This window comes from Streptomyces sp. NPDC001904, from assembly GCF_040297005.1.
Classification (GTDB): Bacteria; Actinomycetota; Actinomycetes; order Streptomycetales; family Streptomycetaceae; genus Streptomyces.
Map to the genome: position 1 here is coordinate 375911 of NZ_JBEOYI010000005.1, position 19456 is coordinate 395366.

General features: G+C 71.9%; 23 protein-coding genes, 1 tRNA gene and 1 riboswitch. Of the genes, 11 read left to right on the forward strand and 13 right to left on the reverse strand.

The annotated features are described in order from the left end of the window. Entirely contained in the window at positions 1-222 is a 222-nt protein-coding gene (locus tag ABT127_RS11040) for a CbtB domain-containing protein (protein ID WP_351447021.1), read from the reverse strand. 39 nt (positions 223-261) lie between these two features. After that, positions 262-397, reverse strand: a riboswitch (cobalamin riboswitch). A 481-nt stretch (positions 398-878) separates the two neighbouring features. Between ABT127_RS11040 and ABT127_RS11045 the strand changes: the two genes are divergently transcribed. The 7 genes from ABT127_RS11045 to ABT127_RS11075 all read left to right on the forward strand — a co-directional run bounded on the left by ABT127_RS11045 (position 879) and on the right by ABT127_RS11075 (position 7711). Next, the gene (locus ABT127_RS11045) at positions 879-2123 is read left to right on the forward strand and encodes an ATP-binding protein (RefSeq protein WP_351447024.1); all 1245 of its coding nucleotides are present in this window, start codon (positions 879-881) and stop codon (positions 2121-2123) included. After that, positions 2120-2965 (forward strand): roadblock/LC7 domain-containing protein, encoded by an 846-nt coding sequence (locus tag ABT127_RS11050; RefSeq protein ID WP_351447027.1) that lies wholly within the window; start codon positions 2120-2122, stop codon positions 2963-2965. The genes ABT127_RS11045 and ABT127_RS11050 overlap by 4 nt, the downstream gene beginning before the upstream one ends. Further along, positions 2958-3344, forward strand: coding sequence for a DUF742 domain-containing protein (locus tag ABT127_RS11055; RefSeq protein WP_351447030.1), 387 nt, complete (start codon positions 2958-2960; stop codon positions 3342-3344). The genes ABT127_RS11050 and ABT127_RS11055 overlap by 8 nt, the downstream gene beginning before the upstream one ends. 1 nt (position 3345) lies before the next feature. Further along, positions 3346-3906: a GTP-binding protein gene (locus ABT127_RS11060; RefSeq protein WP_351447033.1), complete on the forward strand. Its 561-nt coding sequence runs from the start codon at positions 3346-3348 to the stop codon at positions 3904-3906. Between the two features lie 296 nt (positions 3907-4202). Beyond that, positions 4203-5600, forward strand: a complete 1398-nt coding sequence (locus tag ABT127_RS11065; protein WP_351447035.1) for a cytochrome P450 family protein — start codon at positions 4203-4205, stop codon at positions 5598-5600. Positions 5601-5693: 93 nt separating this feature from the next. Then, entirely contained in the window at positions 5694-6941 is a 1248-nt protein-coding gene (locus tag ABT127_RS11070; RefSeq protein WP_351447037.1) for a cytochrome P450, read from the forward strand. Continuing rightward, positions 6938-7711 carry an enoyl-CoA hydratase/isomerase family protein gene (locus ABT127_RS11075; RefSeq protein ID WP_351447040.1) on the forward strand — a complete coding sequence of 258 codons (774 nt, stop codon included), beginning with the start codon at positions 6938-6940 and terminating at the stop codon, positions 7709-7711. Before ABT127_RS11070 ends, ABT127_RS11075 begins: the two co-directional genes overlap by 4 nt. Positions 7712-7778: 67 nt before the next feature. On the opposite strand, the gene ABT127_RS11080 is transcribed toward ABT127_RS11075, so the two are convergent. Then, entirely contained in the window at positions 7779-8144 is a 366-nt protein-coding gene (locus ABT127_RS11080; RefSeq protein WP_351447043.1) for a ribosomal maturation YjgA family protein, read from the reverse strand. 92 nt (positions 8145-8236) lie between these two features. Between ABT127_RS11080 and ABT127_RS11085 the strand changes: the two genes are divergently transcribed. Further along, a complete protein-coding gene (locus ABT127_RS11085; protein ID WP_351447045.1) occupies positions 8237-8677 on the forward strand; it encodes a PPOX class F420-dependent oxidoreductase in 441 nt (146 codons plus the stop codon). A gap of 130 nt (positions 8678-8807) precedes the next feature. On the opposite strand, the gene ABT127_RS11090 is transcribed toward ABT127_RS11085, so the two are convergent. The 5 genes from ABT127_RS11090 to ABT127_RS11110 form a co-directional block, all read right to left on the reverse strand. Further along, on the reverse strand, positions 8808-9269 hold the full coding sequence (locus ABT127_RS11090) for a hypothetical protein (protein WP_351447047.1): 462 nt from the start codon (positions 9267-9269) through the stop codon (positions 8808-8810). A 175-nt stretch (positions 9270-9444) separates the two neighbouring features. Beyond that, positions 9445-10008: a hypothetical protein gene (locus tag ABT127_RS11095; protein WP_351447050.1), complete on the reverse strand. Its 564-nt coding sequence runs from the start codon at positions 10006-10008 to the stop codon at positions 9445-9447. A gap of 38 nt (positions 10009-10046) precedes the next feature. Further along, positions 10047-10334, reverse strand: a complete 288-nt coding sequence (locus tag ABT127_RS11100) for a hypothetical protein (protein WP_351447052.1) — start codon at positions 10332-10334, stop codon at positions 10047-10049. 7 nt (positions 10335-10341) lie between these two features. Next, on the reverse strand, positions 10342-10920 hold the full coding sequence (locus ABT127_RS11105; protein ID WP_351447054.1) for a DUF5994 family protein: 579 nt from the start codon (positions 10918-10920) through the stop codon (positions 10342-10344). Positions 10921-11256: 336 nt separating this feature from the next. Further along, positions 11257-11330: transfer RNA gene (locus tag ABT127_RS11110), tRNA-Pro, on the reverse strand. Between the two features lie 143 nt (positions 11331-11473). On the opposite strand from ABT127_RS11110, the gene ABT127_RS11115 reads away from it, so the two are divergent. Both ABT127_RS11115 and ABT127_RS11120 read left to right on the forward strand, forming a co-directional pair. Next, positions 11474-12178: a thiamine pyrophosphate-binding protein gene (locus ABT127_RS11115; protein ID WP_351447056.1), complete on the forward strand. Its 705-nt coding sequence runs from the start codon at positions 11474-11476 to the stop codon at positions 12176-12178. Positions 12179-12211: 33 nt separating this feature from the next. Continuing rightward, positions 12212-13132: a transketolase family protein gene (locus tag ABT127_RS11120; protein ID WP_351447059.1), complete on the forward strand. Its 921-nt coding sequence runs from the start codon at positions 12212-12214 to the stop codon at positions 13130-13132. Here ABT127_RS11120 and ABT127_RS11125 read toward each other — a convergent pair. From ABT127_RS11125 to ABT127_RS11145, 5 genes are all read right to left on the reverse strand, one after another. Then, complete coding sequence (locus tag ABT127_RS11125) at positions 13129-14472, reverse strand: MFS transporter (RefSeq protein ID WP_351447062.1); 1344 nt, start codon at positions 14470-14472, stop codon at positions 13129-13131. The genes ABT127_RS11120 and ABT127_RS11125 overlap by 4 nt on opposite strands. A gap of 81 nt (positions 14473-14553) precedes the next feature. Beyond that, positions 14554-14913 carry an MmcQ/YjbR family DNA-binding protein gene (locus tag ABT127_RS11130; RefSeq protein WP_351447065.1) on the reverse strand — a complete coding sequence of 120 codons (360 nt, stop codon included), beginning with the start codon at positions 14911-14913 and terminating at the stop codon, positions 14554-14556. A 48-nt stretch (positions 14914-14961) separates the two neighbouring features. Continuing rightward, entirely contained in the window at positions 14962-15918 is a 957-nt protein-coding gene (locus ABT127_RS11135; protein ID WP_351447068.1) for an alpha/beta fold hydrolase, read from the reverse strand. A 137-nt stretch (positions 15919-16055) separates the two neighbouring features. Continuing rightward, complete coding sequence (locus ABT127_RS11140; protein ID WP_502971679.1) at positions 16056-16598, reverse strand: GNAT family N-acetyltransferase; 543 nt, start codon at positions 16596-16598, stop codon at positions 16056-16058. Further along, positions 16595-17197 carry a helix-turn-helix domain-containing protein gene (locus tag ABT127_RS11145; protein ID WP_351447070.1) on the reverse strand — a complete coding sequence of 201 codons (603 nt, stop codon included), beginning with the start codon at positions 17195-17197 and terminating at the stop codon, positions 16595-16597. Before ABT127_RS11145 ends, ABT127_RS11140 begins: the two co-directional genes overlap by 4 nt. Positions 17198-17509: 312 nt before the next feature. Between ABT127_RS11145 and ABT127_RS11150 the strand changes: the two genes are divergently transcribed. Continuing rightward, on the forward strand, positions 17510-18517 hold the full coding sequence (locus tag ABT127_RS11150; protein ID WP_351447073.1) for an SUKH-4 family immunity protein: 1008 nt from the start codon (positions 17510-17512) through the stop codon (positions 18515-18517). Positions 18518-18548: 31 nt separating this feature from the next. Here ABT127_RS11150 and ABT127_RS11155 read toward each other — a convergent pair whose 3' ends face one another. Continuing rightward, positions 18549-19451, reverse strand: coding sequence for a LysR family transcriptional regulator (locus tag ABT127_RS11155; RefSeq protein WP_351447075.1), 903 nt, complete (start codon positions 19449-19451; stop codon positions 18549-18551). Positions 19452-19456 lie beyond the last annotated feature (5 nt).

Consider the following 19456-nt stretch of genomic DNA (forward strand, 5'->3'; position numbering starts at 1 on the left):
TCAGTGGCAGGGGAAGCCGAGCAGGTGACGGGCGTCGTGCACCCACTCGTGCACACCCGCCCCGCTGAACACGGAGGTGGCGCCCTGTTCGGCGCCGACGAAGTACAGCAGGACAAGCATCAGGATGCCGAAGAAAGCGGCCCAGGGGGCGATCGCCTTCAGCGGCAGCTTGGCCGGTATGACAGGAGTGGTGGCGGTCGGCTGGGCGACATGCTGCGCCATTGGCAGGGCCTCCTTCGGGAGTTCGCGTCCCGTCTCGGTGGTGCACATGGACGACCGTCCCGGGTCTGACTCACGCACAGCCCCACGAGGGCTGCGCGCTCACAGTGGCGCGACCGTGCCGGATTCCCACCGGCTTCCGTCGACCGTCGTCGATAACGGCACGACATTACCTTCTGTCGCGTGCATGGCCAAGGGCGGACGGAGACACCCGGTGAGCCTTCCGGCCAACTTCCGGCATCACGGTGGCTGAAAACAGCCTTTGGGAGGCAATGTGCGGAGCTGTCGACACCCCGTACCCCCTGAGAGTGCCTTCGGGTCGCGCCGCGAACGGGCGTCGACGACTTTTGTCAACGCACCGTCCAAATCCGCGCGTCGATCAAGGCGGCACAGTCGCGCGAGGCTGCCGACGGCGGCCCCCACAGACGCTCGCACGCGGGTGAGCTTGCGCTTTCCCGGCCCCCAAAGGCCGGTGTGCGCGCGGAATCTGAGGGTGGATCACGGTGATAGCATCCCGGCATCCGCGATCTTGATCCACTCGTCCTGCGCGCCTTCTTGCGATGTGCTCGCGTGTGTGCATCGCCGATCGGGTGACGCTCTGGGCCGTGTCGCGGGCCCTGACGAAGTGCATCTGTCGCCATGCGCCGAGAAAGGTTTCCATGACACAAGACGCACTGGTGTGGTGCCTGGTTGCGATAGCGGCGATATCCGTCGCCGCCGTTGTGGCACTCACCATCCGCAGTAGAGCGCTCGCGGCGAAGAAGCAGCGGTCGGAAGCAGATCTGCGTCAGCAGCTGAGTGCTCTGGAACGCCAACTCCACGGCTCTTCGGCCGAGTTGCAGAGGATCTGGACCGAGCGCGAGAGCGCGATCCTCGCCGCGAAGGAAGACGCCGAGGAGAACACCAAGGCGGTCCTCAAGGGCGCCGCCAGCTTCCTGCAGAGCCTCGCGGCCGAGCAGACCACCCTGCTGCACGCCGTGCAGCAGCGGTACGGAGGTCACGCCGTCCTCAGCGACCTCCTGGACGTGAACCACTCCAACGCCCAGATGGCGCGCAAGGCCCAGGGCATCGCCGTGATGTGCGGCGCGCCCCTCGGGCGCCGCAACAGGGCGGCCAGCGTCTACGACGTGGTCCGCAGCGCCCAGGGCCAGATCCGCAACTTCAGCCGGGTCGCGATCATGCAGCAGACCGGTCTCGCGCTGAAGGCGTCCGCGGTCGCGCCGGTCGCCCTCGCCGTGGCCGAACTCCTCGACAACGCTGCCAGCTTCTCGCAGCAGGACGCGCCGATCGAGGTGACCTTCCAGCGGATCCAGAACAACCTCTGCATCATCATCGACGACGCGGGCGTCAGCATGAGCGACGAGGACCGGCAGCGCGCGACCGCGCTGCTCTCCGGCGACGACGTGCCCCGCCTGTCGCAGCTCGGTACCCAGCCCAAGTTCGGCTTCCCCGTCATCGGTCTGATCGCCCGCCAGTACGGCTTCAAGGTGGATGTCACCGGAGTCTCCCGGTACGGCGGTGTCCGCGCCGTCGTGCTGCTGCCCGAGGAGCTGTGGACCATGGAGGAGACGCCGCCGAGGACCGAGGCACCCGTCAGCCGCATCCGTCGGACCCCGGCCCCCCAGGAGCAGCCGCCGCCCGAGCAGCAGGCCGAGCCGCCGGCGGAGACCCGTTCCGAGACGCGTACCGAGGCCCCGAAGCGCACGGTGCACGGGCTGCCGAAGCGGGGCGAGCGCCAGTCCCCCATCGCGAGCGTGCCGGACGCGTCGCCCCGCCGGCCCGCGTTCCCGGCCTCCGAGGGAGCGCCGCGCACCTCGGGCCGCAGCCTCGGCGCCCTCCAGCGGGGCACGCTCTCGGCCCGCAAGATCGACACCCCGTCCGCCGAAGGGTCTGAAGACGAATGACGCCAGACCTGTCCTGGATGCTCCAGGACATCGTGCAGAACGTGCCCCTGGCGCGGCACGCCGTCCTGCTCTCCGCCGACGGTCTTCCCCGCGGCTCGACGGAGGGTCTCGACCCCAAGGACGTCGACACCATCTCCGCCGCCATGGCCGGCATGCAGTCCCTCAGCCGTGCCACCGCCCATTTCGCCGGTTCGGCGAAGGACGGGGAGTGGAGCCAGACGGTCATCGAGTTCGACCACGGCTGGATCTTCCTGATCGGGGCCGGGCAGGGCGCCTACCTCGCCGCGGCGGCCGAGCCCGATGTCGACATGCAGCAGATCTCCTTCCGCATGCACCGGCTGGTGGCCCGCCTGGGCAACAACCTCACCTCGCCGCCCCGCGTCCCGACGGACGAGGCCGGGGCGGGCGGCTCCGCCGCGGCGGACCGGCCCGGCGCCACCGGCGCATCGGGGTTCGTGCTGCCCGAGCTCGACCGGGCGGTCGCGGAGGTGCGCGGCGCACGGCACGCCGTCCTGCTGGGCGGGGACGGACTGCCGCGCGGGGCGACCTCCGCGATGACCCGGGACCTGGCGGACACCATCTCCGCCGCGATGACCGGCATCCACGCGTACAGCAGGGTGACGGCCCAGTTCGCGGGCGCCGTCGAGGACGCGACGTGGCGGCAGACGGTCATCGAGTTCTCGCACGGCTGGATCTTCCTGATCGCCGCCGGTGAAGGGGCCTTCCTGGCCGCGTCCGCCGAACACGACTGCGACATCGAGGAGTTCACCACCCGGCTGCACCAGGTGGTGCCAGAACTGGGCGCCCGGTCCGCGCACGGAGGGAGGATCGGCGATGTCTGAGGATCCCGACGAGGGACTGGAACTCACCTCCCCCTTAGTACCGCTCTTCGTCATCACCAACGGGCGCGCCCTGCCGCCGGATCACCAGTACGCGCACACCGCTCTGGTGACGGCCGCCCGCGACGCCGAAGCCACCGTGCGCGCGCTGTCACCCGAGGCCCGTACGGTCCTCGACCTGGTGGCCAACGGGTTCCTGTCCGTGGCCGAGGTGGCCGGGCACACCCACCTGCCCCTGGGCATCGTCCGCATCCTGCTGGCGCAGCTGGAGGAGGGCGGCCTGATCCTGGTCAGGAAGCCCATACCGAGTGCCGAAAGGGTCGACAGGGAGCTGGTCAGCGCCGTTCTCGACGGCCTGCGGAAGAAGCGATTCGGAGCGTAACTTGTACTTGGATCCAGACGTTTCGCACGCGGTCAAGATCCTCATAGTGGGGCACTTCGGGGTCGGCAAGACCACCTGCATCGGCGCTCTCTCCGAGATCGAGCCGCTGCGGACCGAGGAGGAGATCACCGAGGCCAGTGTCGGCTTCGACGACCTCTCGGGCACGCCGAACAAGACGACCACGACCGTGGCCATGGACTTCGGCCGACTCAGCCTCAGTGAGTCCCTCGTCCTCTACCTGTTCGGCACCCCCGGGCAGGAGCGCTTCAAGGAGATGTGGGAGGAGCTGTCGCGCGGTGCGCTGGGCGCGCTCGTCCTCGTCGATCCGGAGCGCCTGGAGGAGTCGTTCCCGGTCCTCGACCTCGTGGAACGGTTCGGCCTGACGTACGCGATCGGTGTCAACCGGTTCGACGGCACCGCCGACTATCCCCTCGAAGAGGTGCACGAGGCGCTGAATCTGTCTCCGGACACCCCGGTCGTCGGCTGCGACGTCCGGGACGAGGAGTCCGCCGGGCAGGCCCTCATCACCCTGGTGGAGCACCTCATGACCCTGCTCGCCTAGGCGGTGTGCCGACAGTCCTGCCGTCCGCCCGAACGGCGGTCCCCACGAGAGCGCCCTTTTCGGCTTCGCGGGGCAGGCAGGACTGTCGGCACACCAGGACCTGCCCCGGCGGACCGTGTCGCGGAGCGGGGTCCGGACCGCACCCTCGCGGCGTCGTCCCCCCTGCACCTCCGCTCCGCGACGCACCCGCCGTCGTCCACCGGGCCGCACCGGCCCGGCCCCGCTCATCCGCACCGACCAGTGATCGCCACCCACGCTCGCGGCCCGCGCCGCCGGCCAGGCCCTAGGAGCACGGAATGCAACAGCCCACAGAGTCCTCGCACATACCGCCGGGATGCCCCGCCCACGAGAACGTCCACCTCTACGGATCCGCGTTCGGATCCGACCCCGACGGCCACTACGCGCATCTGCGCGCCTCCGGGCCCAGCGCGCCGGTGGACATCGCCCCGGACGTCGAGGTCGAGCTGGTCACCAGCTATGACGCAGCGCTGTACATCCTGCAGAACCCGGCGTCCTTCGTGCGCGACTCGCGGCGCTGGAACGCGCTGAACGAGGGCCGCGTCCCGGCCGACAGCCCGGCCCTGCCGATGATGGGTTACCGCCCGAACGCGCTGTTCAGCGACGGCGCCGCGCACGCCCGGCTGCGCCAGGTAGTCACCGAGAGCCTCGCGACGGTCGACGAACGCCAGATCGTCCGCCTGACGCAGCAGTCCGCCGACTACCTGATCGGCCGCTTCAGCGCCGACCCCAGCGGCCAGGCGGAGCTGATGGCGTCCTACGCCCAGCCGCTCCCGCTGCTGGTCTTCAGCCAGCTGTTCGGCTGCCCGCCCGAGCTCGGCGACCGGGTGATCGCCGGGATCAGCGGCATCTTCGAGGGCACTCCGGGTGCCGACGAGGTCCTCGGCGGCGCGCTCGCCGAGCTGATCGCCCTCAAGCACCGCAGCCCCGGCCAGGATCTGACGACCCGTCTCATGCAGCACCCGGCCCAGCTGAGCGACGAGGAGGTGCTGCACCAGCTCGTGACCCTGCTGTCCGGCGGAACGGCGCCCCTGGCCGCGGCCATCGGGACCAGCAGCGCGCTGTACCTGGGCGAGGAGTGGCAGGCCGGGCTGCCGGTCGAGAGCGCCGTCTCCCACACGCTGTGGAACTACGCGCCGATCGCCAACTACGCGGCCCACTACCCGACGCACGACGTCGAACTGGGCAACCGGGTCATCCGGGCCAACGATCCGGTGCTGATCTCCTTCGCCGCGGCCAACACCGACCCCAAGCTGAACGTCCACCGCGAGCAGCTCAGCGCGAAGGCCCACTTGGGCTTCGGCGCCGGGCCGCACGCCTGCCCCGCCAAGGACCCGGCGTTCATGATCGCGGTCACCGCCGTCGAGTCGCTGCTCAAGCGGCTGCCGGACGTCGAACTGCGCCAGCCGTTCGCGACCCTGGCCTGGGTGCCCTCGCCGTGGAGCCGGTCGCTGGTGACCCTGCCCGTCCGGTTCACCTCGCGAGCCGTCCCGTTCGCCCTGGGCGACGCCGGCCAGCCGTCGTCGCATTCCGGTGCCACCGCGACGGCCGCTCCCGCGGACGCCTACCGCGCGCAGGGCGCCCGGACCGGCGCGGGTCCGGCCCCGTCGGGACAGCAACCGCAGCGCAAGGGGGGCCTTTTCAGCCGCTTCGTGGCCTGGACGAGAGGCGAGTGATCCAAGTAACCCTGTGAGGACCGTGGGTTATTGGATGCTTGAACGATCATGTGGGTATTCATGGCGGCTGACGCTCAGAAAGGAGCTTCCGCCATGGGAGTTGTCTCCACCCGGCCGCACGATCGCCGGGCCGCGGTCTCACTGTTCTCTCGACTGCGGACCGCCGCGGGACAGGCCGACCCCTTCCCCTTCTACGCAGAGCTCGCCACCCGGGGCGGCGTCACTCCCGCCCCGTGGGGCGGCTCCCTCGTCACCGGCTTCGACCTGTGCGACCGGATACTGAGAAGTCGCGAGTGGCTGGAACCGGACGCGAGTTGGCGAGAACGGCAAGGGGCCGGTACACGGTGGAACGCCCCCTCCTCCCGGGAGATGGGCAGAACCCTGCCCGCGCTCAACCCTCCCGATCACACGCGCGTACGCCGGGCCGCCGGCGGATTCGACCGCACGACCGTCCAGGACATGGGCCGGACCCTCGACCGGGTCACCGACCGGCTCCTCGACGACCTGGCCGAGCAGCTGCGGCACGGCGAAGCCGACTTCGCCACCCTGGTCAGCGAGGAGCTGCCCGTCGCGACCATCGGGCACTGGCTCGGCCTGCCCGCGGCCGACTGGTCGCGGCTGCGCGACCTGACCCACGAGCAGGTCTTCACGCAGGAACTGCTCCCCTCCGCGACCCAGTTGGCCAGATCGGACGCGGCGACCACCGAACTGCGCGCCTACTTCGTCGATCTGGTCCGCAGCAGGAGGTCCCGGCCCGGCGACGACCCCGTGTCCCGGTGGATTCAGGCGTGGGACGCCGTGGAACCGGACCGCGACGAGGCCGACGAACAGGTCTACCTGCTGGCCCTGTTCGTCGTCCTGGCAGCGCTGGAGACCACCTCGACCCTGCTGACCATGACGGTGCTGCGGCTCGTCGAGCGGCCGGAACGGTGGAACCTGATCGCCTCCTGCCCGGATCTCGTCCCGGCATTCGTCGAGGAGACGCTCCGCTACGACCCGCCCACCCATGTGATCAGCCGGGTCGCCGCCCGGGACACGGTCCTCGAGGGAGTCGAGGTCCGCCGGGACCAGATGGTGCACCTCATGGTGGCCGCGGCCCACCGCGATCCGGCGCGGCACCACGACCCCGACCGCTTCGACCCCCTGCGCAAACCCGCCCACCTCGCCTTCAGCGGAGGCATCCACTACTGCCTCGGCGCCCCGCTGGCCCGGCTGGAGGCCCAGACCCTGCTCCGCCATCTGACCCAGCGCCTGTCCCGCCTCGCTCTGGTCCGCCCTCCGGCATGGGCGCCCCGAGTGGCGTTCCGGCGCCCGCTGAATCTGGACGTTGCCTTCGCATGACAGAACAGAATCGTTTCCTCTCGACGCCCTCCCCCAAGGCGATACGCGTCGAGCAGGACGGCCCGGTGCTCCATGTCCGCCTCGCCCCCGAGGGGCAGGAGCCCACCTTGAGCGCCGCCGTCGTCGACGAGCTCATCGCGGTACTCGACGATCTCCACGAAAGACCCGACGTCCGCGTCCTGGTGCTCTCCTCGATGGGCGAGGACTTCTGCCTGGGAGCCGACCGCACCGAGTTCCAGGCGGCCATGGAGGAGGACCCGAGCGGCGCCGCCCTGCGCCGCATCGTGGACAAGGCCCATCGCCTCTGCCAGGCGCTGGAGAACACCCACGCGATCACCATCGCCCGGCTGCACGGCAAGGTCATCGGAGCCGGCCTCGCGCTGGCCTCCTACTGCGACCTGCGCGCGGGCGCGGACACCTGCCGGTTCCGGATGCCGGAGGTGGGCCTCGGACTGCCTCCGGCGTGGGGCGGGGCCATGGGCCGCCTGATCGCCGAGGGCGGGGCCGCCAGGATCCGCGAACTCATGCTCACCTGCGACACGTTCGACGCCGCGGCCGCGCACCGGATCTCCCTCCTGCACAAGGTGACCCCGGCCGGCGACCTGGACCGGGCGGTCGCCGCGTGGACCAGACCTCTCGGCAGACGCTCGCCGGAAGCCCTGATCATGACGAAGCGGATGCTGGCCGGTTACGCCAGGGCCGACCGCACCGCCGACATCACCCTGCTCGACTCCCACCTGCTCGCCGCCCAGGTGGCCCACGCCCGCTGACGGCCACGGCCCGACGCGTCGCGCTCCGCCCCGGACCGTTCCGGGGCGGTATGCGGGTCGATCACTCTCAGATGCCGGCGTTCGGCTCCGCCCGGCGCTGAGCACCGTGGGCGAGGCACCAGTAGAGGCTCGATCCCACGAAGTACCAGAACAGATCCGGCGGGTTGAACGTCGCCCCGAGCAGGGGCCGCAGGACGGCGGGGATCCCCGCGATCTGCAGGAACTCCACCGCGCAGCTGAACGCGAGGCCGATGCCCGCGACGACACCGGCGCCGAGCCGGGGCGCCACCAGGGCCACGACGCAGCACACCAGCACGGTGTACAGAGCGTCCCCGGCGTACTTCGCGAAGGCACCGTCGCCCCACGACCGGACGGCGAGACCCGACGCGACGGTCACCACCGCGCCGCCGAGAGCTCCCCATCGCGCGTGCACGCGTCAGACCCTATGCCCCTCTCTCACCGCCGGAGCGCGGCACTTGGAGCAACGAGGGGAATCCACGGTGACGTCGAGGCGTTGGGCCGGGCATGACTGACCCTCAGGCGCACGACGACGTACTGCTCCAGCTCGCTGCCGACATCAAAGAAGGCATCCTGGTCACTCTCAAACGAGACGGCCGCCCTCAGTTGTCCAACGTGTGGCACGTCTACGACCCCGACGCCCGCACGATCCGCGTCTCCGTCACCGAGGACCGGGCCAAGACGAAGAACCTTCGGCGTGACCCGCGAGCCAGCTACCACATCACCAGCCAGGACCGCTGGGCCTGGACCGTCGCCGAAGGCACGGCCGAGCTGACGCCCGTCGCCGCGGACCCGCACGACGCGACCGTCGAGGCCCTGATCGCCCTCTATCGCGATCGCAACGGCGAGCACGACGACTGGGACGACTTCCGCCAGGCGATGGTCCGCGACCAGCGGGTCCTCGTCACCCTGCACATCGACCACGTGTACGGCCAGCCCGTGCGCTGACCGGCCGACCGGGCGCACGAGCGACACCCGGGACGCAGACGCAGACCTGAGCCGGATGGGGGCCCGACCCGAGGGGAACGGGCCGAGGGGAACGGGCCGAGGGGAACGGGCCGAGGGGATAACGGTCGTACTAAAGGTGCAGGCGGTACGAGCGCCATCCCTCGGCATCGACCACCTGCTCGGCACCCAGGGAAGCCGCGACGCCCTCCGCGAATCCGGGTTCCGCAGGCCACCAGCGCAGCGTCGTGCATCCCGCCTCGCGTGCCCGGTCCGCTGCTTGCGAGGCCAGGGCGGAGAGGAGTTCGATCTCGGCCGGGCTCCCCGGGTGTTCGGTGTTGAAGCCGCTGCTGATGCGCCGGCGCTCCCGCTCGATCAGCAGCCATTGCAGCACCGCGGCCCCGCCTTTCGTCTCGGAGGCGTACACCTCGGCCCAGCCCATCAGCTTGCCCGCTTCACGGGCTGCCACGACCCCCACCGGGGTCGGCCGGGACCCCTCTCGCCCGAGATCCGGAATCGGCCCGGGCAGCCCCTCGTACAGCTCGCGGTAGAGGTCGCCCTCTACCGCATCGGACACGGATTCCCATTCGAGCACAGCGCCTCCAGCGACTCACCCGTCACCATCGGCCGTGCGCGGCCGCGCTGCAACTCGCCTCGGGCGGAAACCGTCCGCTCCGCGTCCCGTCCTCGCAGGTACGCCTTGCTCAGGCGCACGGGAGATGCGGGAACAGGCCTGTTGCGCCGCCCGGGCTCCCGGAGGGCTCGCCGGCTCACTGCACCGGGCCGCGCGCCCACACCTCGCGGCGCTCGCGGTCCGTACTCCCCGTCGTCGTGCCCGGCCGCGAAACCGGCAGTTCCTTCCAGCCCCAGGCCCGGAGCAGATCCCTGAACCCGGCCGAGGCCACGTCAGGGTCCACCCCAGCCACCACCAGGTCATGGGAGTGCCGGGAGAGCAGCAGTTCCCCGAGCCGGGTCGCGACACCCTGACGACGGTATCCGGGCAGCACCATCAGCTCGGTGAGCGCGAACACGCGCCCGGACGCGGTGAGTTCCTCCGTCTGCGGCGACACCTCGACGGGATAGTCGGCCCACCACGCCCCGTCGCGGTCCAGGCGGTACCCGTAGCCGCAGCCGACCAGACCCGACGCGTCGGCGACCGTCATGTCGAAGCCGTCGTGTCCGACGTTCCGCTCGAAGCGACGCAGGAAGCCGCCGCGGTCGCTGTATTCGGCCCCAGCCGCACCACGGTACGCCGTGACGTACATGTCGGCGACGTCCTGCCGCTGCTGCTCGGCCTGCCATCGGGTGAGCCTGCGCAGATACACCTCGGCCATCCGGACTCCCCTCACGGCCCCGGCGGGTACGGCCCGGCTCAGCGGGCCTGCTTGTGCGTGGTGCGGTCGCGACGGCGGCGTGCCGGGAAGCGGCCGCGTCCCCCGTCACGATGGTCGTGCCGGTCGGCGGGGACGACCGGCGGCTGAGCCGGGAGAGGCGGGACGGCCCCCTCCCCCGCTTCGGTGAGGCCCCGGCGCCCGGGCGGTTCGCCGCGGTGAGTGCGCAAGAGGGCCCTCTCGGCGCGCTGGGTGTCGAGGCGGTGGATCACGTACGCGGCCCCGGCGATCAGCAGCAGGAAGCAGGCCGCGGTGAGTGCGGCGTCCATGGCGGTCTCACCGTCCCCGGGTCACTACGGCGGCGCGGACGGCGGCAGCCGGGGCGACGGCGTGGGTGGCGCTCGCCCCGTGCGGGACGGTCGCCACGTGGGCGGTGGTCGCCGCGTGGGCGGAGGTCGCTCCGCCCTCGTCCTCCCACGACTCCTCCGTGCTCCGCGCCCGGTCGTCGACGGTGATGTCGTCATGGCGGGCTGTCTCGGCGGCGATGAGAGCGGTGGCGGTCAGTGCGGGTCCGTCCGGGTCGCAGGCGGCGGCCATCAGCCGGTCGGCACTCGCGCCGTCGGTCTCGGGCGGGATCACCAGAAGGTCCCAGCGGCCGGTCCCGTAGGAGAGCAACAGCAGCTTGTGCGGGTCGAGTTCGGGGGTGAACCAGCCGATCTTCAGCACGTGGTCGCGAACGGTCACCTTGCGCGGGACGACGGGCCAGAGCATCGGATTGACGGCGACACGGGTGATCCGGCCCCACAGCGGGCCCAATGCCTCAGCCAAAGAAGGCAGTTCGGCGGCCAGGTCGCGCGAACGGGGCCACCAGGCACCGTCCAGCAGGCCCCCTCCCGTCGGGGACTTCAGCGCCACGCGGGCAACGGGAGACGGAGGAGGGAGGGGGTGTCGTGGGGGCGTGATGGTCGCGGTCATGATGCGAACCCGTCTTCGGGAACGGCGCGGCGGCCGCCTCCGATGCCATTGCTCACCGAGGACGAGACCCGCGTGGATGCCGGAGTGCGAAGTGCCCTTGGTCCCTCCACGGTACTCCTGCGGGCGAGTTGGGGACGCCCGGCGGAAAGCCCGGTGCACGCCCCTGCCGATTCCGTCCGACAGGACTACGACAGCGCCCTTGGACGATCCCCAGAAACGATCGAAGGCCGGTCTCGGATTTCTCCGATACCGGCCTTCAACTGCGACTGTCTCCAGTCGGGACGACAGGATTTGAACCTGCGACCCCTTGACCCCCAGTCAAGTGCGCTACCAAGCTGCGCCACGTCCCGAGCCTCGCTGACCTGGGCTTTCCCCAGGCCGAACGCGCACGGAAACCATACCGCACTCGGGGCCGTGGTCGCGCATCCCTTTCGGGGCGGGGCGCGAGTCGGGGGTTGACCTCAAGGTTGCTTGAGGTTGCAGAGTGCTGGACATGACAGCGACGACAGAACGACGCACCCCGTACCGGTACACCGACCTCCCCCGGCTCATGGGGCTGATGACCGGGGACGAGAAGCACGGGCCGTCGGCCACCTCCACGCTCGATGTGCTGTGGGTGCTGTACGACAAGGTGCTGCGGGTCACGCCCGGGACCGTCGACGATCCGGGGCGCGACCGGTTCCTGCTCTCGAAGGGGCACGGGCCGATGGCCTACTACGCGGTGCTCGCCGCGAAGGGGTTCCTGCCCGTGGAGTGGTTGAGCGGGTTCGGGGAGTTCGCGTCGCCGCTCGGGCAGCACCCCGACCGGATGCTGGTGCCGGGTGCCGAGATCGGCAGCGGGTCGCTGGGGCACGGGCTGCCGATCGCCGTGGGGGTCGCGCTCGGACTGCGCGCCCAGGGCCGCACGGAGCCCGCGGTGTGGACGCTGGTCGGGGACGCCGAGCTCGACGAGGGCAGCAATCACGAGGCCATCGCCTTCGCCGGTGCCGTGGGCCTCGAAGGGCTGCGGGCGGTCGTGATCGACAACGGTTCCGCCACGTACGGCACGGCCGGGGGCATCGCCGCGCGGTTCGAGGTGGCCGGCTGGTCCGCGGTGTCCGTCGACGGGCGTGATCACGAAGCGCTGTACGAGGCGTTCACCGCCCCGCATCCCGGGCGGCCGCACGTCGTCGTCGCGCGGGTCGAGCCGAAGTTCTGAGCACCGGAAGCAACCCTGAAAGGACGTCCAGTCATGGACACCATGCGTGACCGTTTCGCCCCTGTCCTCTCCCGGATCCTCGACGAGGATCCCCGCGTCGCCGTCGTGCTCGCCGAGATCGGCCTCGCGCAATTCCTCGACACCCAGCGACGCCATCCGGACCGTGTGATCAACGTGGGCATCAGGGAGCAGCTGCTGGTCGGAGCCGGTGCCGGGCTCGCGCTCGCCGGGATGCGGCCGGTCCTGCACACCTTCGCGAGCTTTCTCGTGGAGCGGCCGTTCGAGCAGGTGAAGCTGGACTTCGGGCATCAGGGTGTGGGTGGGGTGCTGGTCAGCGCCGGCGGTTCGTACGACGTGTCGGGCGGGGGCTTCACCCACATGGCGCCGGGGGACGTGGCGCTGCTCGACACGCTGGACGGGTGGAGTGTGCAGGTGCCGGGGCATCCGGACGAGGCCGAGGTGCTGCTGCGGCAGGCGATCGGGGCGGGTGACGAGCGGGTGTACGTACGGCTTTCGGTGCAGGCCAACCGGGAGGCCCTGCCCGTCGACGGGCAGCATCTGCTGACCGTGCGGGAAGGGCGGCGCGGGGTCGTCGTCGCCGTCGGGCCGCTGCTCGATCAGGTGCTCGCCGCCACCGAGGGGCTCGATGTGAGCGTGCTCTACGCGACGACGGTACGGCCCTTCGACGCCGCCGGGCTGCGGCGGGCCGTGGGGGCGGGGGCCGCCGACGTCGTGCTCGTCGAGCCGTATCTGGCCGGGACGTCCACGGGGGTCGTCAACGACGCGCTCACCGATGTGCCCCATCGGGTGCTCGGCCTGGGTGTGGGGCGGCGTGAGCTGCGGCGTTACGGGTCGCTGGACGAGCACGTCGCGGCGCACGGGCTCGACGCGGCGGGACTGCGGGAGCGCATCAGCGGCTTTCTCGGCGCGGGCGCCCAGGGGGTTCCGGCCTAGGGCCTGTGCCGGGCCCCCGATGGCGGGGTCTGCGGGCCCGGAGCTGCGGCTCGAGGGTGGTCCGGCAGCTCGGCCCTGGGCTCGGGCACGGAGCGTACGGGCGTCGCGTCGGCGCGGACCAGGCCCCGGACGGCGGGGATCAGGAGCAGCACGACCGCGCAGCCGAGGGTGACCGCGCCGCCCGTGAGCAGGACGTGGTGCGTGCCGAAGGCGCCGGCCGCCGGGCCCGCGAGGGCCTGGCCCACGGGCTGCATGGCGAGGGAGCCCGCGACGTCGTAGGCGTGGATGCGGTTGAGGACGTCGCGCGGGACCTGGGTCTGGACGCTGGTCGCCCACATCACGCCCCAGAAGGACATGCCGGCGCCCGCGACCACGCAGCCCGCCATCATCCCGGGGACGCTCAGGCCCGCGCCGACCACCGCCGGGAAGAGGGCGAAGGAGAACAGGGCGAGGGAGCCGGCCCGCAGCATCCGGCGCGGGCGCAGGCGCAGGGCGATCAGGCCGCCGATGACGGTGCCCGCGCCGAGGGCGGAGTTGACCAGGCCGTAGGCGCGCGGGCCGTGCTCCTGGGTGACCTGGGTGGCGACGAGCGGGACGGCCGGGCCGAAGGCGCCGATCATCAGCACGCACCAGACGGCGATGACGCCCCAGAGCCAGGTACGGGACCGGAACTCCCGCCAGCCCTCGATCAGTTCGGTGCGGAAGGTGGTGGCCGTGGGGGCGGGGCTGTCGTCCGGGGGCGCCGGAGGGAGCCGGAGGAGCACTAGACACAGGGCGCTCAGGGCGTACGTCCCCGCGTGGGCGGCGAAGACCAGGCCCGGGGAGACGAACGCGACGAGCAGGCCCGCCACGGCCGGGCCCGCGAGCTGGGAGCCCGACTCGGCCACGCGTATCGCGCCGTTCGCCGCCTGGACGTCGTCGGCGAGGCGGGGCACGGTGCTGGCGACGCCGGGCTGGAACAGCGCGGACGCCGTGCCGTTGACCGCGCCGATGACGCAGATCTCCCAGAGCACGACGTGACCCGTGAAGAACATGACGGCGGCCAGGGACTGGGTGACCAGGCGGGTGGCGTCGGCGCCGATCATGAGGAGGCGGGTGTCGAAGCGGTCGGCGATCACGCCGCCGAAGACGACGAGCCCGGCGAAGCAGGCGACGGACGCCGCCATCGCGAGGCCGACGGCGCCCGCTCCGTACCCGTACTGGAGCAGTCCGGCGGCGAGCGCGACGGGCAGCATGGTGTCGCCCAGCTTGGCGACGGCCCGCGCGGTGAAGAAGAGCCCGAAGTCCCGTGACCAGATGCCGCGGCCGCCTCCGTGGCCCCGCTTTGTCGTACCCCTCATCCCCGCCCCGGCTCCTCCCGCGCGTGATCCTCCCCGACGGGCGGATGATGTCACGCGCTCCCCCGCCCGCCCCAGCCGATTTCAGTCCGTGGTGATCACGCCCAATTCCGGGTGGGACGCGAGGAGTCGGGTCGAGGCGGCCTGGCGCCAGGAGTCGGCGAGGATGTCGCGCAGCTCGTCCGTGTCGTCGAGCGCGGCGAGCCGGACGCGCACCCACGCGAAGGACGCCTCGTGGTCGGCGATCCAGAACTTGTCCGGCTCCGCCCGCACCAGCTCGTCGCGCTCGACCTTGGGGCAGCGCACGGCGATCGAGGTCTCCTCCTCGGGCAGCGTGGCGAACATCCTGCCCGCCACCCGGAACGTGGGCATGCTCCAGGCGAGCTTCTCCGTCGTGTCCGGCAGCGACAGGGCGATGGTGCGTACGTCTTCGGCGTCGGGCATGGAAGGAACCGTAGCCAAGCCCACTGACAACGGCCCGTCGGCGTCCGCTCAGGGCACGCGCTTGTCCAGCCAGGCGGTCAGGTCGTCCTGGACCTCGGCGCGGTTGGTCTCGTTCAGGATCTCGTGGCGGGCGCCCTCGTAGCCCTTCCAGGTCAGGTCCTCCACGCCCACGTAGCGGAGGTCCTCCAGCAGCTCGTGGACGAGGGTCATGCGCTGGTTGCAGGGGTCCTCGGTGCCGGCGGCGACGTGGATCGGCAGGTCGGCGGGGATGCGCGCAAGGTTCGCGGGGTCGTTGATGCGGCGCACCGCGCGGACGAAGTCCAGGGACAGGCCCGTCGCGAACGGGAAGCCGCAACGCTCGTCGGCGACGTACTGGTCGACCTCGGCCTCGTCCCGCGAGAGCCATTCGAAGCCGGTGCGGTGCTCGTAGGGGTCGTTGAAGGAGGTGAACAGGTCGGGGACGAAGGAGCACGGAGCCGCACGGCCGTCGCGCGCGATCTGGGCCTCCAGGTCCGCGATCGAGCCCTCGTTGTCGGCTCCGGGCAGGGAGCGGAAGGTCCCGGAGAGGATCAGTCCCACCAGGTCGTCGGCGTACCGCTGGGCGTATTCGCGGGCGAGGAGCGAGCCGAGGCTGTGCCCGAGGAGGACGAACGGGACGTCCGGGTGGAGGGCCCTGGCCTGGTCGCCGATGGCCTTCAGGTCCTCGACGATCGACACCCAGGCGTCGACGGTGCCGGGGTCGGCGTCGTCGGTGACGCCGTAGCCGCCGGTGGTCGCGGCGGTGGCGCCGTGGCCGCGGTGGTCGGAGGCGATGACGGCGTAGCCGTGGGCGGTGAGGTGGCGGGCGAACCGGTCGTAGCGCAGACCGTGTTCCGCGGCTCCGTGCGCGATCTGCACGAAGGCGCGCGGCCTGCCCCCGGCCGGCAGCCAGGTGTACGTGGCCACGGCCGCGCCGTCGCCGGCGCTGAGGGCGCTGGTGGTGTACGTGGGTTCGGTGGCGGGCATGGGCGGCTCCTTCTCGGGCGGTCCGGCGGACTCGGTGCGTGGTCGGCGGGTGTGTCGGCCTGCATCTCCCCTACCCCGGAAGGCTCCATTCCTGCGACACCCGGACAGCGGCGGGACCAGGAGTCGCCGGGCCCCCGTCAGGCCGCGGTTCCGGCCCGCTCCTCGGGGCGCTTGTAGTAGAGCGTCGTGGGGCGCAGGACCCCGGCGGTATCGGCCGCGTAGTCCGGGATCGTGCCGACGCGCTGCCAGCCCGCGGCCCGGTAGAAGCCCTCGGCGGGGCTGTCGGTCTCCGTGTCGAGGACGAGCAGGGTGATGCCGCGGTCGGCGGCGGCGCGCTCGGCGGTCGCGAGCAGGACGCGGCCGAGGCCCCGGCCGCGGGCGGCGCTGTGCACCATCAGTTTGCGCACCTCGGCGCGGTGGCGGCCGTTGGGCATCCCGGTGAAGCCGAGGGTGATCGTGCCGAGGCAGCGGCCGTCGGTGTCGGGTACGGCCCAGACGGCGATGTCGCCGCGGGTGACGGCTGGGGTGAGCGCGCGCCACCAGGCGATCGCCTCGTCCCGGGTGAGCCCGTCGAGGAATCCGAGGGAGCCGCCGCCCGCGACGACGTCCAGCAGAAGGTCGCCCAGGGGCGTCGTCCAGGAGGGGAACCGCGCGGGGGTCAGCAGGGTCGGGGATGTCACGGGAGCACCACCATCAGCGCGTATCGGACGGGTTCGGGGCCGGGGCAGTGGAAGTGCGTGGGGCCCCACAGGCGGAAGCGGAGGCAGTCACCGGCGGCGAGCCGGTGGGTGACGCTCTGCACCGTGAGGTCGAGCAGGCCGTCGAGGACCCAGATGTGCTGTTCGAGGCCGGGGACGGGCGGGCGGTCGTAGGCGATGTCGCCGTACGGCTCCAGGGTGCCCTCGACGATCTCGGCGCGCAGTCCGGCGAGCGGCGGGGAGACCGAGCGGCGCGTGAAGCCGCTGGCGTCGTCGCGCCAGACGGGCTGGTCGGCGGCGCGCACCACCTGGGCCGGTGCGGACTCGACCTCGCTCAGGAGTTGCGACATGGTGCGGCCGTACACGGCGCAGAGCCGGTTCAGGAGGGCCGCGGTCGGGCTGATCTCGGCCCGCTCGGCGCGGGAGAGGGTGGAGCGGCTCACTCCGCTGCGGTCCGCCAGCTCACCGAGGGACCAGCCGCGCTCGGCCCGCAGCTCGGACAGGCGGGCGCCGAGTCTGGTGTCGACGGGGTCGGCGTCCCCCTCGGTGCCGCTTCCGGGTGACTCACTCTCGCGTCTCATATTCGGCACGGTATCCCAGATATGAAACATCCAGGTTACGGGGATCGCCCCGGCGGGACGCCGGGGCTTGTCAGAAGCCGCCCATCGAGCCGGGGCATTGTCAGTGGCCGCCACTACGGTGGGCGCCGTTCACGGTCCACGACGGGGGAGGGTGTTCATGGGGCAGGGACCGGCGCTGGTCGCGTTATGCACGGCGGGGCTCCCCTACGGCGGGCGGTGGAGTGCGTCCCGGACAGGTTCGATCCGCGGGGGCTCGATCCGTACATCGCGGGACTGGAAGTGGTCGGGCAGTTCCTACCCCTGGAGCAGGAGGTGGTCAGGGACCCCGGCTCGGACCGGGTGTACCTCCTCGACCTGTACGACCCCCGCTACGCCCAGGTGCATCCGCTGGCCCCCTCCATGGAGTCGCTGCGCCGCCTGGTGGACGCGGTCGCGGACTTCGACGGGCGGTGCGGCCGGTTCGCCGACCTGACCGGGCACTCGGGGCCCGAAGCCGTGCGGGAGGCGAGCGAGCGGCTGGTCGCGGTGCTGGGCGGGGAGAGCTGGGCCGCGCAGGACTGGGGCGTCGACCGCGGACCGGAACAGTGGCCGCTCGCGCTGCCGAACCTCTGGCGGATCGTCGCGGTCGTCAAGCCGCTCGCGCTGATCGCGGCGCCGGGACGCGGGCTGCTGCTCGATCTGCCCGCGCGGGCCCTGGTCGATGTGTTCGGGGAGGACGGGGTGCGCCGTTTCGCGCCGGACGAGTTGCCGAGCGCGCTGGTGCACGAGCCGACGCGGCGGTTCCTCGGCGAGGTCGGGCTGCCGAAGGAGGCCCCGTCGTTCTGCGCCGCCGGACCGCCGGACGCCCCGCTGCGCACGCTGGCCGAGGATCACGCGGAGTCCGCGCGGAACCCGGAGCTGCGGCACCTGTACGAGGACGCCGACGGCCACCCGCCCGTGGCCGACGCCGACCAGCGGCTGCACCTCGGCAGCACCCCGCAGGACGTGGACGTGGTGCTCGACGGCCGCACCGGCGCGGTCCACCACGCGCCGTGCACCTATGACCGGCTGACTCCGATGAACGCCGACATCTCCTCACTGGCGTTCGCGCTGTGGATGCACGGGACGGCGCGGGACCTCGTGGAGCGCCACGACCTCAAGGGCGGCACCGACGACTTCTACGTCCATCTCGCGGAGATCCTGCTGGCGACCCTGGCGGCATGGGATCCGGGGGCCTGCCGAGAGTCGAACAGCCAGGGCGATCCGGATGATCCGGACGCTCGGGACGAATACGTGTACTGGCCCGAGGTGTTCCACGACGCGGCGGGCGGGGCGCTCTGAAAGCGCCGGCCCGGCGCCGGGCGTCCCGCCCTCAGGCGGCCGCGGCCTCCCCCAGCGCGTCGAGCACCGGGCGGATCAGCGGGTGGGTCTCGGCACCGTGCCGGACCGCGGCGAAGACCTTGCGGGTCGGCACCACGCCGTCGATGGGCCGCACGACGACCTCGGTGAGATCCATGCCGCGCAGCGCCGAGCGCGGCACCAGCGCGACGCCGCCGCCCGCGGAGGCGAGCGAGACGACCGCGCGGAAGTCGTCGGAGAGGTGCTCGAACTGCGGGGAGAATCCGGCGTGCTCGCAGGCGAGGACCACCACGTCGTGGCAGGGGTTGCCGGGGTACGGGCCGATCCAGGTGTCCTTGGCCAGATCCGCCACGGGCACCCACTCGGCGTCCGCGAGCCGGTGCGTGACGGGCAGCACCGCGTCGAAGGGCTCGGCGTACAGCGGCACCCTCGTGATCCGGTCGTCGTCGGCGCCGGGCGCGCCCCGGTACTCGACGGCGACGGCGACATCGATCCGGCGGTCGAGCAGCATGGGCAGGCTGGCGTCGCCCTCGGCGTCCTGGACGCGGACGCGGATGCCGGGTGCGGTCCTGGCCAGACGGGCCAGGGCAGGGCCCACGACGAGGCCGATACCGGTGGCGAAGGAGGCGACGGTGACCGTGCCCGCCTCGCCGGTGCTGTACGCGGCCAGCTCCGCCTCGGCCGTCTCCAGCTGGGCCAGGACGGCGTTGGTGTGCTTCAGCAGGATCTCGCCGGCCGGGGTGAGCCGTACGCCGCGGGCGCCGCGCTCGACCAGCTTGTGGCCGGTCTCCTGCTCCAGGGCCGTGAGCTGTTGCGACACCGCGGAGGGCGTCAGATAGAGCGCGGCGGCAGCCGCCGTCACGGTGCGGTGGTCGGCCACCGCACGGAGGATGTGCAGCCGCCGCGCTTCGATCATGCCTT

What these genes read in the sequence shown, in the direction of transcription:
- ABT127_RS11145 (WP_351447070.1), bottom strand. Translation starts at nt 17,197, where the DNA reads ATGAGACGCGAGAGTGAGTCACCCGGAAGCGGCACCGAGGGGGACGCC.
- ABT127_RS11070 (WP_351447037.1), top strand. Translation starts at nt 5,694, where the DNA reads ATGGGAGTTGTCTCCACCCGGCCGCACGATCGCCGGGCCGCGGTCTCA.
- ABT127_RS11135 (WP_351447068.1), bottom strand. Translation starts at nt 15,918, where the DNA reads ATGCCCGCCACCGAACCCACGTACACCACCAGCGCCCTCAGCGCCGGC.
- ABT127_RS11120 (WP_351447059.1), top strand. Translation starts at nt 12,212, where the DNA reads ATGGACACCATGCGTGACCGTTTCGCCCCTGTCCTCTCCCGGATCCTC.
- ABT127_RS11095 (WP_351447050.1), bottom strand. Translation starts at nt 10,008, where the DNA reads ATGGCCGAGGTGTATCTGCGCAGGCTCACCCGATGGCAGGCCGAGCAG.
- ABT127_RS11065 (WP_351447035.1), top strand. Translation starts at nt 4,203, where the DNA reads ATGCAACAGCCCACAGAGTCCTCGCACATACCGCCGGGATGCCCCGCC.
- ABT127_RS11075 (WP_351447040.1), top strand. Translation starts at nt 6,938, where the DNA reads ATGACAGAACAGAATCGTTTCCTCTCGACGCCCTCCCCCAAGGCGATA.
- ABT127_RS11125 (WP_351447062.1), bottom strand. Translation starts at nt 14,472, where the DNA reads ATGAGGGGTACGACAAAGCGGGGCCACGGAGGCGGCCGCGGCATCTGG.
- ABT127_RS11130 (WP_351447065.1), bottom strand. Translation starts at nt 14,913, where the DNA reads ATGCCCGACGCCGAAGACGTACGCACCATCGCCCTGTCGCTGCCGGAC.
- ABT127_RS11115 (WP_351447056.1), top strand. Translation starts at nt 11,474, where the DNA reads ATGACAGCGACGACAGAACGACGCACCCCGTACCGGTACACCGACCTC.
- ABT127_RS11045 (WP_351447024.1), top strand. Translation starts at nt 879, where the DNA reads ATGACACAAGACGCACTGGTGTGGTGCCTGGTTGCGATAGCGGCGATA.
- ABT127_RS11055 (WP_351447030.1), top strand. Translation starts at nt 2,958, where the DNA reads ATGTCTGAGGATCCCGACGAGGGACTGGAACTCACCTCCCCCTTAGTA.
- ABT127_RS11085 (WP_351447045.1), top strand. Translation starts at nt 8,237, where the DNA reads ATGACTGACCCTCAGGCGCACGACGACGTACTGCTCCAGCTCGCTGCC.
- ABT127_RS11050 (WP_351447027.1), top strand. Translation starts at nt 2,120, where the DNA reads ATGACGCCAGACCTGTCCTGGATGCTCCAGGACATCGTGCAGAACGTG.
- ABT127_RS11155 (WP_351447075.1), bottom strand. Translation starts at nt 19,451, where the DNA reads ATGATCGAAGCGCGGCGGCTGCACATCCTCCGTGCGGTGGCCGACCAC.
- ABT127_RS11100 (WP_351447052.1), bottom strand. Translation starts at nt 10,334, where the DNA reads ATGGACGCCGCACTCACCGCGGCCTGCTTCCTGCTGCTGATCGCCGGG.
- ABT127_RS11040 (WP_351447021.1), bottom strand. Translation starts at nt 222, where the DNA reads ATGGCGCAGCATGTCGCCCAGCCGACCGCCACCACTCCTGTCATACCG.